This window comes from Bradyrhizobium pachyrhizi, assembly GCF_001189245.1.
Taxonomy (GTDB): Bacteria; Pseudomonadota; Alphaproteobacteria; order Rhizobiales; family Xanthobacteraceae; genus Bradyrhizobium; species Bradyrhizobium pachyrhizi.
In genome coordinates this window covers 46,364-60,332 of the sequence record NZ_LFIQ01000035.1, presented here as the reverse complement: position 1 = coordinate 60,332, position 13,969 = coordinate 46,364, and the positions used below count along the sequence as shown (strand labels likewise).

12 protein-coding genes are annotated in these 13,969 nt (G+C 63.4%); 3 read left to right on the top strand and 9 right to left on the bottom strand.

The genetic code is table 11. The features are described from left to right. Positions 1-139: 139 nt before the first annotated feature. Positions 140-1,078, bottom strand: coding sequence for an MBL fold metallo-hydrolase (locus AKL29_RS04325; RefSeq protein WP_050383278.1), 939 nt, complete (start codon positions 1,076-1,078; stop codon positions 140-142). A gap of 85 nt (positions 1,079-1,163) precedes the next feature. Here AKL29_RS04325 and AKL29_RS04320 point away from each other — a divergent pair, with 85 nt between their 5' ends. Continuing rightward, on the top strand, positions 1,164-2,135 hold the full coding sequence (locus tag AKL29_RS04320) for a LysR family transcriptional regulator (protein WP_050383255.1): 972 nt from the start codon (positions 1,164-1,166) through the stop codon (positions 2,133-2,135). 176 nt (positions 2,136-2,311) lie between these two features. Here the strand turns inward: AKL29_RS04320 and AKL29_RS04315 are convergent, their stop codons facing one another. The 8 genes from AKL29_RS04315 to AKL29_RS04280 form a co-directional block, all read right to left on the bottom strand. After that, entirely contained in the window at positions 2,312-3,115 is an 804-nt protein-coding gene (locus tag AKL29_RS04315; protein WP_050383254.1) for a Cof-type HAD-IIB family hydrolase, read from the bottom strand. Further along, entirely contained in the window at positions 3,112-3,600 is a 489-nt protein-coding gene (locus AKL29_RS04310) for a gluconokinase (protein WP_050383252.1), read from the bottom strand. The genes AKL29_RS04315 and AKL29_RS04310 overlap by 4 nt, the downstream gene beginning before the upstream one ends. 28 nt (positions 3,601-3,628) lie before the next feature. Next, complete coding sequence (pgl, locus tag AKL29_RS04305; protein WP_050383251.1) at positions 3,629-4,381, bottom strand: 6-phosphogluconolactonase; 753 nt, start codon at positions 4,379-4,381, stop codon at positions 3,629-3,631. A gap of 1 nt (position 4,382) precedes the next feature. Then, positions 4,383-5,876, bottom strand: coding sequence for a glucose-6-phosphate dehydrogenase (gene zwf / locus AKL29_RS04300; RefSeq protein ID WP_028332681.1), 1,494 nt, complete (start codon positions 5,874-5,876; stop codon positions 4,383-4,385). Between the two features lie 28 nt (positions 5,877-5,904). Next, positions 5,905-6,888 carry a phosphogluconate dehydrogenase (NAD(+)-dependent, decarboxylating) gene (gene gnd, locus AKL29_RS04295; protein WP_050383250.1) on the bottom strand — a complete coding sequence of 328 codons (984 nt, stop codon included), beginning with the start codon at positions 6,886-6,888 and terminating at the stop codon, positions 5,905-5,907. A gap of 12 nt (positions 6,889-6,900) precedes the next feature. Beyond that, positions 6,901-9,747 (bottom strand): bifunctional transaldolase/phosoglucose isomerase, encoded by a 2,847-nt coding sequence (locus AKL29_RS04290; RefSeq protein WP_050383248.1) that lies wholly within the window; start codon positions 9,745-9,747, stop codon positions 6,901-6,903. A gap of 217 nt (positions 9,748-9,964) precedes the next feature. After that, positions 9,965-10,408: a DsrE family protein gene (locus tag AKL29_RS04285; RefSeq protein ID WP_050383247.1), complete on the bottom strand. Its 444-nt coding sequence runs from the start codon at positions 10,406-10,408 to the stop codon at positions 9,965-9,967. Positions 10,409-10,462: 54 nt separating this feature from the next. After that, positions 10,463-11,071 (bottom strand): hypothetical protein, encoded by a 609-nt coding sequence (locus tag AKL29_RS04280; protein WP_050383277.1) that lies wholly within the window; start codon positions 11,069-11,071, stop codon positions 10,463-10,465. A 498-nt stretch (positions 11,072-11,569) separates the two neighbouring features. On the opposite strand from AKL29_RS04280, the gene AKL29_RS04275 reads away from it, so the two are divergent. Further along, a complete protein-coding gene (locus AKL29_RS04275) occupies positions 11,570-13,513 on the top strand; it encodes a PrkA family serine protein kinase (protein WP_028332676.1) in 1,944 nt (647 codons plus the stop codon). A 108-nt stretch (positions 13,514-13,621) separates the two neighbouring features. Further along, positions 13,622-13,969, top strand: a 348-nt coding sequence (locus tag AKL29_RS44400; RefSeq protein ID WP_244481752.1) for a DUF444 family protein, incomplete at its 3' end; no start/stop codon positions are given.

The following is a 13,969-nucleotide window of genomic DNA, read 5'->3' as shown; positions in this document are numbered from 1 at the left end:
CAACCCCATGCAAAGGAGCCGGCGGCTGCCGGCGTGCGACAAGGCCGCTTGACACGTCGGGCAACTCAGGGGTACATTTCCAATATTCCGAAATCGTGCAAGCGCCGCACATTGGCGTGGCTCACGACATGTAAAGCACTCAAGGCTGATGACCTAACTTCACAATCATCTGCGGATGACGTTCACTCAGGGCCTTCAACGCAAGTAAACTCTTCCGCTCCTCTTCCCGGTCGTATGTAAAGCTGCCAGGTTCGACACCGTGCTCCCAGCCCCAGCGGGTATGGCAAGCGTCGCCGGTGAGGAGCACTGGACCGGACGGAGTGCGAGCAAGATACGAGACATGGCCAGCAGTATGTCCGGGGGTCAGGATTGCAAACAACGAACCGTCACCGAAGACGTCGATTACGCCTTCGAACTTCCCATCCGGATCCCCAGTGAACTGAAACTCTTGAATCGCGGGTCTGCCTTCAAAGAAGACATCTTCCATCCCCTCGACAAAGAAGTTCTCGATCTTCTTCTCCGCAGCTTCTCCGGGACCTGTGTAAAACGGCACATCTTTTGGGATGTCTGACATCCCGGAGATGTGATCGAGATGAAGATGGGTCATGAGCACCCCTTTGAGGGGAGCCGCTTCCGATTTGATGGCCGATAAGGTGTCTTCCCGGACTTGCATCTTGTCGAGCTTGGCGAAGTTACGCACAACCCATCCAACTCCCAAGCTCTTGGGGTCCTCGACAAACCGCTTCGAAACGCCGGTATCGACCATATAGAATCCCTGCGTCGGATGCCGCACGAGATGTGTGTAGATCTGGATCGGCTCCTCGTGATCTTTGAGGCCCGCTTGAATGGCTTGGGGGTCCTTCAGGTTGATCAGCCCGGATAGATCGGCGACCCAATCTGCGCTGGCGATTGTCTTGACCTCGATCGGTCCCGGCTTGTCTATCAACGCCTCCATAACCGATGATCTGACCGGCTTACCGAGGCTGGCAGACGTCGATGGATGGGACGTCTGTGCGCACGCGGAAAGCGCGATGACGGCAAGCGAACCAATGAAACACTGTCCTATTTTACGGAGCATGATCTTCCTCTTTCTGCTGCCGCTTTTTGCCGTGGACAGTGAGAATAGCAATTGTCTAAATTCCTATATGGCCATACAGAAATGAATGGCCGGACACGAGCCAGGGAGAGCGAATTTGGACCTTCAATGGGACGACTTGCGGATCTTTCTCGCCGTAGCCGACGCCGGGAGTCTGAGCGCAGCGGCGCGTCGCCTCAAGGCGAGCCAACCCACTTTGAGTCGGCGGATTGCAGAGATGGAATACTCGCTCGGCGAGCCGCTTTTCGTCCGCAAGAACCAGGGCATCACCTTGACGAAAGCCGGGGCAAGGCTGCTTCCGGCAGCCCAAGGCATGGCGCAATGGGCGACTGAAGCTACTCGCGCACTCGATGCGAAGAACTCGCCCGTGAGCGGCCGCGTGCGCATCACGGCGGCTCCATCGTTCGCCTTTGATTTCCTGGCTCCAATGGCGGAAAAGCTCAAGAGAGGACATCCACAGATCACTCTCGAAGTTCTCGCCAGCACTGAACGGCTGAACCTCTCGCGCGGCGAAGCAGATATCGCGCTCAGGAGATATCCTTCGGATGACCCCGATCTCGTCACGGTCGACGAAGTTGTCGTTCCGATCGGCGCCTACGCGAGCAGGGACTACGCACGGAGACTGCCTGCGAAATATGATTTGCGTGACCTCGATTGGATCTCATGGGCCGGAGCACTCGAGATGGTGAGCCCCAATCCGGAGTTCGCTGCCAGGATTCCGAATTTTCGTCCCGCCTTTGCGTCTGACGATTACAGCGTGCAGGTCGCGGCCTGCCAAGCCGGTGTCGGCGCGATGATCCTTCTGAAGACCTCCCATCGGCTCAAACGACCAGGCGAACTCGTAGAGCTGGAGCTCGTGCTTCCAACCTCGCTACGCGCGGAACTCACGATCATCTGCCACAAGCGCATGGCGGATCTGCCCAAGGTCAGAACCGTCTTGGACCTGCTTCGCCAAGAGTTTGCTGATCTGAGAAAGCGCCAAGGCGCGCAGAAGCTCCGAATGGCGACACCAATAATCCCAAAGAAAGCCAGGAAATAGGAAGGCTCACCCTAAACGTTCGGGCGAGAGATTCAGGAAGGAGTGGCTACGATATGCCGGCCGGACCAGGTTTGCAGGAAACTTGTTCAGTGTGACGCGATCGGATGTAGCGGACTGTAACGGCGATCACGCTGCGGCCCGCGCTCGATCACGGGTGGGGCGATCGTCCGAATGTTTCAGCGAAGCTGCAACACCGTGTCCATCGCGCGCGCGAAACCGTCGTGCTCGTTGGTCTCGGTGACATGGGTGGCGCGCGCCTTCACGTCATCGCTGGCATTGCCCATCGCGATGGAGACGCCGCTTCTGGCAAACATCGGCAGATCGTTCTGCATGTCGCCGATCGTGGCGACATGCTCCAGCGGCACGCCAAGGCGCTTCGCGATGCCCTCGACGAAGGTGCCCTTGTCGTGGCCCGGCGGGGTGACGTCGAGATAGTAGGTCTGGGAGCGGACCGCGGTGGCATCACGGCCGACCAACTGCTGCATCTCCGCCTCGCAGCGTTGCAGCAGGGCCGCATCCGAGCTCGCGCCGACGATCTTGCAGGCCTGATCGAGATAGGGCGCAAAATCACCGACGATAGTCGGATCATGCTTGATCGTGTGCTGCTCGTGCGCGGTGTATTCGCCGTCAGGATTCCGCGTCAGCCAGCGGTCATTGGTGAACAGCCAGATGTCGACGTCGCGCTCGCGCAGCATGTCGATGCAGCGTTTTGCGACTGTGGCCGGGATCAAATGCTGCTCGAGGGGCTTGAGCTGCGGATCGACGATCGAAGAGCCGTTGAAGGCGCCGATCGGCTGCGTGATCGCGAGCGGCGCAACCAGAAAGCCCATCCCGATCGTCGGCCGGCTGGAGACGATGGTGAAGCCGATTCCGGCCTCGTGCAGCCTGCGCACCGCCGCCCTAGCGCCGTCGGTCAAGGTCTTGTCCTTGGTGAGCAGCGTACCGTCGACATCGGATACGACAAGGGCGATGCGGGTCATGGGCGGTCCAGCTTCAGTTGAGTGACGATGTCTTCGACAATGGTTTCGACCGGACGGTCGATCGCAACCGTGATCGGGCGTTCCTCCGGGGTCGGTGGCTCCAGCGTCTTGAACTGGCTGGCGAGCAGCCCCGGCGGCATGAAATGGCCCTTGCGCGCGCCGAGCCGCGTGGCGATCAGCTCCTGCGAGCCGTCGAGGAAGACGATGCGGATATCGTCGCGGCCATGCACCAGGATGTCGCGATAGGCACGCTTCAGCGCGGAGCAGGCGATGACGGCGCGTTCGCGGACGCCGCAGGTGCGGTCTATCTCGTCGGCGATCGCGCGCAGCCAGGGCCAGCGATCCTCGTCGGTGAGCGGCTGGCCGGAATGCATCTTGGCGACATTGCTTGGCGGATGAAAACTGTCGCCGTCCTCGAAGCGCCAGCCGATCCTGATCGCCAGGCGGTCAGCGATGGTGCTCTTGCCCGAACCCGACACGCCCATCACGACCAATGCGCAGGGGTTTTGTCCGTCACCCACGAAAGTCCTCCGGCAGCGCGGCCTGATCGATCAGCCAGACGGTCTCGCCCAGCGATCGCGCGCGGTTTGCCGGCAGGTTCTCGCCTGCGAAGAGGCGCGTCAAGATCGCGCGCTTGTTCTCGCCCGCCACCTCGAACAGCATCTCGCGGCACGAGGCGAGGGCGGGCAGGGTCAGCGAGACGCGCGGCACGAACGGCTCGACATTGGCCTTGGGCACGCCGACCACCCAGCGCCGGGTTTCCTCGACCGCGGGATAACCGGGAAACAGCGAGGCGGTATGGCCGTCGGGTCCGATGCCCATCAGCACCAGGTCGAACAGCGGCCGCTTCGGATCGAGCTGTTCGGCGCCGTAGAATGCCATCAGCTCATTCTCGTACAGCGCCGCGCTGACGTCGGGATCCCTGAGATCGGCGGTGTCGGTCGCGATCGGATGGACATTGGCGGCCGGCGCGCAGCGGTCGAGGAAGGCCTGGCGCGCCATGCTCATGTTGTGCAGCTTGTCGTTGCGCGGCACCAGGCGCTCGTCGCCGATGAACCAGTCGATGCGGTCCCACGGAATCCTCTGGCGATAGTCGGGCGTCGCCAGCAGCTGATAGAGCGCCTTGGGGCTGGAGCCGCCGGTGAGGCACACCGCGATCCGGCCAGGGTTCTCAGCGATCCGGGCGATCACCCGCTCGGCGGCCGCCTGCGCCAGTGCCGCCGGATCGGCGACCGTGATGATCTGGCGCTCGCGGCTCGCGGTCATGTCAGCCCAGCTTCCGCCAGCTGCGGCCGTCGCGCGTCAGCAGCGCGTTGGCGGCCTCCGGGCCTTCGCTGCCGGCTTTGTAGGGTTGCAGGCCGCGGCCGCCGGCGCTCTTCCAGGCGTCGATGAAAGGCTGCACCGCCTGCCACCCGGCCTCGACGCTGTCGGCGCGCTGAAACAGGATGTTGTCGCCGATCATGCAGTCATAGATCAGCGTCTCGTAGCCGGTCGACGGCTCGGCCTTGAAGTAGTCCTTGTAGCGGAACTTCATCTCGACGCCGTCGATGTTGATGGTCGGGCCGGGTACCTTGGTGTTGAATTGCAGCTCGATGCCCTCGGTCGGCTCGGTGGAGATGACGAGGTAGTTCTGCGACAGCCGATCGACCGCCGTGTCGCGGAACATCGCGAACGGCGCCTGCTTGAACTTGATCGCGATCTCGGTGCGCTTGGTGGTCAGCGCCTTGCCGGTGCGCAGGTAGAACGGCACGCCGGCCCAGCGCCAATTGTCGATGGTCAGCTTCAGCGCGGCATAGGTCTCGGTCGAGCTGTCGGGCCTGACGTCGGGCGTCTTGAGAAAGTCCTCGATCTCGGTATCGCCGATCCGGCCGGCGCGATACTGGCCGCGCACCGAATTGTGCAGCGCCTCCTGTTCGCTCTGGGTCTGGATCGCGCTCAGCACCTCGGCCTTTTCGGAGCGCACCGCGTGGGCGTCGAACCGCGCCGGCGGCTCCATCGTCACCAGCGACAGCAGCTGGAACAGATGGTTCGGCACCATGTCGCGCAGCGCGCCGGTGGCGTCGTAGAAGCTGCCGCGATGACCGACGCCGAGCTTCTCGTCCACGGTGATCTGGATGTGGTCGATGTGGTTGCGATTCCAGATCGGCTCGAACATGCCATTGGCGAAACGCAGCACCAGGATGTTCTGGACGGTTTCCTTGCCGAGATAGTGATCGATCCGGTAGATCTGGTGCTCGTCCATCAGCTTCAGCAGCGCTGAATTCAGCGCCTTGGCCGATGCCAGATCGGTGCCGAACGGCTTCTCGACGATCAGCCGGCGCCAGGCGCCGTTCTCCTCCAGCATGCCGGTGCGCCCGAGCTGCTGGCTGATCGGCAGGAACGCTCGCGGCGGGGTCGCGAGATAGAACAGCCGGTTGCCTCCGGTGCCGCGCGCCGTCTCGAGCTTGTCGAGCCGTTCGTTCATGGCATCGAAGGAGGGCGGATCGCCCGGATCGGCCTCGATCGAGGTGACGCATTCGAACAGCCGCGTGACGACCGCCTCATCGAGCGGCCGGGTCGCGAATTTGCGCAGCCCCTGCATCAGGCTGTCCTTCATCTGGTCGCTCGACATGCCCTTGCGGGCGATGCCGACGACGCAGAATTTGTCCGGCAGCAGATTGCCGGCAGCGAGATTGTAGAGCGCCGGGATGACCAGCCGGTGCGTCAGATCACCGGTGGCGCCGAAAATGATGAAGGAGCAAGGGTCGGGTTTCTTCTGCACGTGACCTTCCGCGGTTCTCTTCGAGCTTTTATGCCTTTTTCGGCGGCTCCTTGTGGCCGCCGAAACCTGCGCGCATCGCCGAGAGGATCTTCTCCGCGAAGGTGTGATCCTTGCGCGAGCGGAAGCGCGTGTAGAGCGCGGCCGTCAGCACCTCGGCCGGCACGGCTTCGTCGACCGCGGCATTGACGGTCCAGCGGCCTTCGCCGGAGTCCTCGACAAAGCCGGAATAATTGTCGAGCGTGTGGTTCTGCGCCAGCGCTGACGCGGTGAGGTCGAGCAGCCAGGACGGGATCACGCTGCCGCGCCGCCAGACTTCCGCGATGTCGGCGATGTCGAGGTCGAAGCGATGCTCGGCCGGCAGCGCCTCGATATTGGCGTTCTTCAGGATGTCGAAGCCTTCGGCATAGGCCTGCATCAGCCCGTATTCGATGCCGTTATGGATCATCTTGACGAAATGCCCGGCGCCGATCGGGCCGGCGTGGATGTAGCCCTGTTCGATGCGCGGATCGCGGCCTTCGCGGCCGGAGGTGCGCGGAATGTCGCCGATCCCGGGCGCCAGCGTCTTGAAGATCGGGTCGAGCCGGTCGACCACTTTCTTGTCGCCGCCGATCATCATGCAGTAGCCGCGCTCGATGCCCCAGATGCCGCCGCTGGTGCCGACATCGACGTAATGCAGCCCACGCTCCCTGAGCGCCTTGCCGCGGCGGACGTCGTCCTGCCAGAAGGTGTTGCCGCCATCGATGATGACGTCGCCCGGCTGCATCAGCTTCGACAGCGCCTCGATGGTGGCTTCGGTGATCTTGCCGGCCGGCAGCATCACCCAGGCGGTGCGCGGCGCCTCCAGCTTGAGGACGAAATCCTCCAGCGACGAGGACCCGGTCGCTTTGTCGGCGACGAGCGCCGCGACGGCCTTCGGATCCTTGTCGTAGACCACGGTGGTGTGGCCCTGGGTCATCAGGCGGCGGACGATGTTGCCGCCCATCCGCCCGAGGCCGATCATGCCGAGTTGCATCCCTCGCCTCCGTCAGTTCAGTGCAGCCGAGATCGCGGCATCGAGCGCCGCGAGCCCGGAGCTGAGATCGCCCTTGAGATGGACGCGCAGCGCCCGCCGGCCGCGCTCGGTGAGCACGTCGAAATCGCCGCGCGCCTGCGCCGCCTTGATCACGCCGAAGCTCGCCTTCTGGCCGGGCACCGGCAGGTCCGCTGTATCGTCGGTCGTGACCTGCAGGAACACGCCGCTGTCGGGGCCGCCCTTGTAGGCCTGTCCGGTCGAATGCAGGAAGCGCGGACCGAACTCGGCACAGGTCGCAAGGTGTCTTGCGTCGCGTACCTTCAGCCGCATCGCCTGCATGGCGTCGATGGTGTCGCCGTCGCGCTCGATATAGGCGAGCAGGGCGACATAGTCGCCGCGGCCGGAGCGCGAGAGGTGCGCCTTGATCCAGGAGTTGAGATCGCCGTTCGCACCGGCCTTGCGCAGCTCTTCGGCGTTCTGGGCGTCGGTGTAGAGATCGACCCCGTCCGCCGACACCACCGGCTCCTCGGCCGGCAGCGACCCGGTCTTCTCGAACGCTGCCGTCAGTTCGCGGGTCTTGATCTTGGCGGCTTCGACGTCGGGCTGGTTGAACGGGTTGATGCCGAGGATCGACCCGGCCACCGCGGTCGCGATCTCGAAGCGGAAGAACTCCTGGCCGATATGGTCGATCGACTTCATCACGATCCGAACCACGGGATGGCCGGCGGCCTCGAGCGCCGCGAGTTTGGCCTCATGCGCGGCGTCGTTCTCGCTATCGGTGCGCAGATCGATGAAGAACCGGTCGTTGCCGTAGACCGTGGCGTCGCCAATCGTCTCGCCCTCGATCGGGATCAGGCCCTTGCCGTCCTTGCCGGTCGATTCCGCGATCAGCTGCTCGGCCCAGGCGCCGAAATCGGCAACGTCCGGCGAGGCGAAGATCGTCACCTTGTCGCGGCCTTCGAGCCCGGCGATGCCCATCGCGAGCCCGAGCTGCACGCCCGGGTTCTCCTGCGGCGGCACGTCGGCACCGCAGGAGCGCACCATGGCGAGCGTATGACCGAGCAGGCTGCGGACGTCGATGCCGGCAGCGGCCGCCGGCACCAGACCGAACGGCGACAGCACCGAATAGCGGCCGCCGATCGCAGGGTCACCGTAGAAGATGCGGGCAAAGCCCTGCTTGATCGCGACCTTCTGCAGCGACGAGCCCGGATCGGTCACCGCGATGAAGCGGTGGCCGGCCTTGTCCTTGCCGATCGCGTTCGCCACCCGATCGAAGAAATAGTCCTTCATCACGTTCGGCTCGGTGGTGCCGCCGGATTTGGAGGAGACGATGAACAGCGTCCTTGCGATGTCGACATACTCCTCCATCGCGCGCACCTGCGCCGGATCGGTGGAGTCGAGCACGTGCAGCCGCGGGAAACCGGACCGGTGCGGGAAGGTCTGGGCCAGGACCTCCGGCCCGAGGCTCGAACCGCCCATGCCGAGCACGACGGCATCGGTGAAGTTCTGCCCCTTCACGCGCTGGGCGAAGTCCTCGTAGTCGGCGACATCAGCGGTGGCCGCGCTGGTGAGCCAGCCCAGCCATTTGTCCTCGTCGTCGCCCGTCCAGACCGATTTGTCCTTGTGCCAGAGCCTTCGGATCCGGGCGGAGGCGCGCCATTCCTCGGTGCTCTTCTCGACCGCCTTCTCGATGGTGGCGCCGAGCGCGAGCTTCTGGCGGTCGATGCCGCCGCCGAGCGAGGTGGCGCGCTTGTGGGCGACCGCGCCGTAGAGCTTGTCGGCCGCGTCGGCGAACAGCTTGACGCCGTCCTTGACCAGCTCCTCGGTAATCGCATCGAGCGAGATGCCGGACTTCTCCAGCTCCGCCAGCACGCGGCGGGCGTCCTCGACATTCTCCTCGAGGCTGTCGCGGACCTTGCCGTGGTCGCGGAAGGCATCGAGCGTTGCCGGCGGCACGGTGTTGACGGTGTCGGGGCCGATCAGCTCCTCGACATAGAGCACGTCGCTATAGTCCTTGTTCTTGGTGCCGGTCGACGCCCACAACAGCCGCTGCGGCTTGGCGCCCTTGGCCGTCAGCTTGTCCCAGCGGCTGCCTGCGAACAGCCGCTTGTAGTCCTGATAGGCGAGCTTTGCATTGGCGATCGCGACCTTGCCCTTCAGGGCCGCGAGCCGCTCCTTTTCCTGCGGATCGTTGGCCTTGGCGATCTTCTCGTCGAGCTGCTTGTCGACGGCGGTGTCGATGCGGCTGACGAAGAAGCTCGCGACGCTCGCGACATGGGAGGGATCGCCGCCCTTGCCGACGTATTTCTCCAGGCCCTTGAGATAGGCCTCGGCGACCTGGCGATAGACCTTCTGCGAGAACAGCAGCGTGATGTTGATGCTGATGCCTTCGCCGATCAGGTACTCGATGGCCGGCAGGCCCTCGGGCGTCGCCGGTACCTTGACCATCAGGTTCTTGCGGTGGACGTCCTTCCAGAGCCGTTCGGCTTCCGCGATCGTGCCCTTGGTGTCCATCGCGAGATAGGGCGACACCTCGAGGCTGACGAAGCCGTCGCCGCCGTGGCTCTGGTCGTAGACTGGGCGCAGCACGTCGGCGGCGTGCTGGATGTCCTCGACCGCGAGGTGTTCGAACAGGTCGGCCACCGAGCGGTCGCCGTTCTTGAGGGCCTTGCCGATCGCCCCGTCATATTCGTCCGAGCTGCCGATCGCCTTCTCGAAGATCGAGGGGTTGGATGTCACGCCTTTGACGCCGTCGGTCTCGATCAGCCGCTTCAGGTCGCCGTCGGCGACGAAGCCGCGGGCGAGGAAGTCCAGCCAGACGGCCTGGCGGTGATTTTCGAGTGCTTTGACGGGGTTCATGGGTGTCTGTTCTCGTTCGATCGAGGGTCGATTTTTGGGTTCCCGGGCAGCTTTCGGGGGCGGAGGGGGATTGTCAACATGGCGGGAGCCCCGGGCGGAATATCAGCATTTCCAAGGGATAACGCCACTCACAACAGTTCGATCCCCTCGGACGCAGGTGCGAGCAGACCCCCATCTCAGCACATTTTTATGACGTGTTGCGGCGCAGGACCGCGCGTCAGGGGCGCAGGTAGAGGTAACCCTGGGATTGCAGCTCGGCGAGGCGGACCACCCCGCCGCGCTCGGCGGCGACGAAGCCGGGGAGCAAGTCGGCGAGGCCGATGTTCTGCGATTTCATGGTGTTGCCGCAGGCGGCGAACTCGATCCCATCCCTGGTGAACCGCGCGACATGTTTTGACAGCTCGGATTGGCGGCTGCTGAATGAAACGCCTTCAGCGCCCGGCCGCACCACCAGCGCAATCGTCACATTGCCGGGGCCGCCGACGCCGTCGAGATGGTTCTGGATGTTGCCGATCACGAAATTGACCTTGTCGAGGTCATCGAGGTGATAGACCACCTTCAGCTTTTGCGGCGGTGCTTCGGCGGCGGCGCCGGCCCGGGACGCCGCCAAGACGGCGCCGATCGCTGAAAGCGTGCCCCAGAGGATGCTGCGTCGGTGCATGGCGTCTCTCGCGCAATTATTGTTGATCCAGTGTTGTCCCTTTGGGCAAACCTGTCATTTGTGGCGGAGCGCAGCGAGTTCCTTGCGGTCGGTCACAAGTTCGGCGTATTCGCTCAAGGCCGGGCGATCGACGCGAAAGGTCTTGTCGTCGGCGCCGGCGAACAGCGCTTCGCCCGCATCGTCGTCGGGCTTGTTGCGATTCCACACCATGATGCGGCCAAGGCGCGCAATCGCGGATTTATTGTCCTTGGACAACGCCACGGTGATACCGCCGCCCTCGCAATCCACGCCGCATTCGAAGCGTATTTCGTGGCCGGATTCGGCCGCGATGGCATGATTGCAGTAGCCGCTGGAGTCGAAATTGCCAGGGCGGTGGCGATACGCGACGCCGAGCCGGAATGAATAGTTGGTGGCCTTGTCGTCTTCCGCTGACACCAGAAGCGTCATCGCGCTGACCTTCTGCTTCGGATGCTGCGCCAGATGATTTGCATCGTAGCGCCGCACAAAGCAGGCATAGGCTTTCACGCCGGGCGGGCCAGCGAACATCCTGTTGTCGAAGGCGGCCGCCGCGGCCTTGCCGACGCCTTCCTGCGCCTGAACGGTTAACGGCGCGCCGGCATGGGCGGCGGCTGCGAGTGCGACAACAAGGAGCGCCTGCTTCATGACCGGCTCGGGAATAGCCAGCGCCTCCAAGGTGTCATCTTTAAAGCGCGGCAATGGTGCCGCGCGGAACTGCGCGGGCTCGTTGCCTTAGTCGCGGCGACACGGAGGCACGTTCAACGGCGGCTGAACGTTTGTTCATGCGAGTCTGTGTCGCGTGCATCTTGACGCCACGACTGAACGGTCACACTTTTTCAGGGAAGCCAACGTTCATCGCCGGACGGGGAAGTTGCCCTGCTCGGATGTCCGCTTCGGAGGCCTGGGCCCCGGTAAACCACGGATGTGGCGAAGGGGTTACAGCCACCAAAAACAAGGGGATATTGATGAACCATTAAGCTTCCTGCCTGTTGATAAGGCAGAGGCTGCACGCGCCGTGCATTGCCGAACTGAGTCGGTCGAGTGTCCAATGGACCCAGCGTGCCGACGCTGATTCGATCCTAGGACGCTCTTGTTACGACTCGTGTCAGTCGTGCGGCGATACATATCGTGGAGAGAGGGATCATGTACAACGATTCTTTGTTCAACGCCTTCGCAAGGTCGTTTGAAGCGCGAAGCCAGACCGACATGTCGATGGCCGAGTATTTGGAGTCGTGTCGAAGTGATCCGATGCGATATGCAAATGCGGCCGAGCGGTTATTGGCGGCAATCGGTGAGCCCCAGATGATCGACACGGCCAAGGACCCACGCCTTGGCCGTATCTTTTTGAACCGTACGATCAGGTCGTATCCAGCCTTCGCCGGCTTCTACGGCATGGAGGACACGATCGAGCGCCTCGTCGGCTTCTTCCGTCACGCCGCGCAGGGCCTCGAAGAGCGCAAGCAGATCCTCTATCTGCTCGGGCCGGTCGGCGGCGGCAAGTCATCGCTCGCCGAGCGCATCAAGGCGCTGATGGAGGTTCATCCAATCTACGTGCTGAAGGCGGGTGACGAGCTTTCGCCGGTGTTCGAGAGCCCGCTCGGGCTGTTCGATCCGGAGCAGCTCGGGCCGATGATCGAGGAGAAGTACGGCATTCCGCGCCGCCGGCTGAGCGGGCTGATGTCGCCCTGGGCCTACAAGCGGCTCGAGGCCTTCGGCGGCGACATCTCGCAATTCCGCGTCGCGCGCATCCAGCCCTCGAGGCTGCGCCAGATCGCGGTCGCCAAGACCGAACCGGGTGACGAGAACAACCAGGACATCTCCTCGCTGGTCGGCAAGGTCGACATCCGCAAGCTCGAGACCTACGCCCAGAACGATCCCGACGCCTACAGCTATTCCGGCGGCCTCAACCGCGCCAACCAGGGCGTGCTCGAATTCGTCGAGATGTTCAAGGCGCCGATCAAGATGCTGCACCCGCTGCTGACCGCGACGCAGGAGGGCAACTACATCGGCACCGAGAATATCGGCGCGATCCCGTTCACCGGCATCATCCTCGCGCACTCAAACGAAGCCGAGTGGCAGAGCTTCAAGACCAACAAGAACAACGAGGCCTTCATCGACCGCATCTGCGTCATCAAGGTCCCGTACTGCCTGCGGGTGACCGAGGAGCAGAAGATCTACGAGAAGCTGATCCAGGGCTCTGAGCTCGCCGCCGCGCCGTGCGCGCCGGCGACGCTGGAAACGCTGGCCCGCTTCTCGGTGATGTCGCGTCTGCGCAAGCACGAGAACTCGACGCTGTTTGCCAAGATGCGGGTCTATGACGGTGAGAGCCTCAAGGAATCCGATCCCAAGGCGCGCAGCGTGCAGGAGTACAAGGACGCTGCCGGCGTCGACGAGGGCATGGATGGCGCATCAACCCGCTTTGCCTTCAAGGTGCTGGCCTCGACCTTCAATCACGACACTACCGAAGTCGGTGCCGACGCGGTGCATCTGATGTATGTGCTCGAGCAGGCGATCCGCCGCGAGCAGCTCCCTGATGAGACCGAGAAGCGCTATCTCGAATTCATCAAGGCCGACCTTGCGCCGCGTTATGCCGAGTTCATCGGCAACGAGATCCAGAAGGCCTATCTGGAATCCTACGCCGACTACGGTCAGAACCTGTTCGACCGCTATGTCGACTACGCCGACGCCTGGATCGAGGATCAGGACTTCAAGGATCCCGACACCGGTCAGCTGATGAACCGCGAGCTCCTGAACCAGGAGCTGACCAAGATCGAGAAGCCGGCCGGCATCGCCAACCCGAAGGACTTCCGCAACGAGGTCGTCAAGTTCTCGTTGCGCTCGCGGGCGCATAACGGCGGCAAGAACCCGAGCTGGACCTCCTACGAAAAGGTTCGCGACGTGATCGAGAAGCGGATATTCTCACAGGTCGAGGATCTGCTTCCGGTCATCTCGTTCGGCTCCAAGAAGGACGGCGAGACCGAGAAGAAGCACGGCGAGTTCGTCGAGCGGATGGTGGAGCGCGGCTATACCGAGCGACAGGTCCGCCGGCTCGTCGAGTGGTACATGCGGGTGAAGCAGGCCGGCTAATGCGCGATCCGGAAAGCCGGCACCGGCTTTCCGTTTCGTCTCGTCCTGTCCAATAAAATGCGATGCGACTGTCATGATCGCATCCGGTGAGGCAGATGCAACGTGGTCATGCATATCGTCGATCGGCGGTTGAATCCGGGTAGCAAGAGCCTGGAGAACCGCCAGCGCTTCCTGCGGCGCGCCAAGGCGCTGGTGCAGGGGGCCGTCAAGAAGTCGTCACAGGACCGGGACATCAAGGATGTCCTGGAAGGCGGCGAAGTGACAATCCCGCTGGACGGCATGGATGAGCCGCGGTTCCGGCGCGAGGGCGGCACGCGTGACATGGTGCTGCCCGGCAACAAGAAGTTCGTCGAGGGCGACTGGCTGCAGCGCCCGAACCAAAGCGGCGCCAAGGGCTCCGGCGCAGGCGAGGGCGACAGCGAGGACGCCTTCCGCTTCGTGCTCAGCCGCGACGAA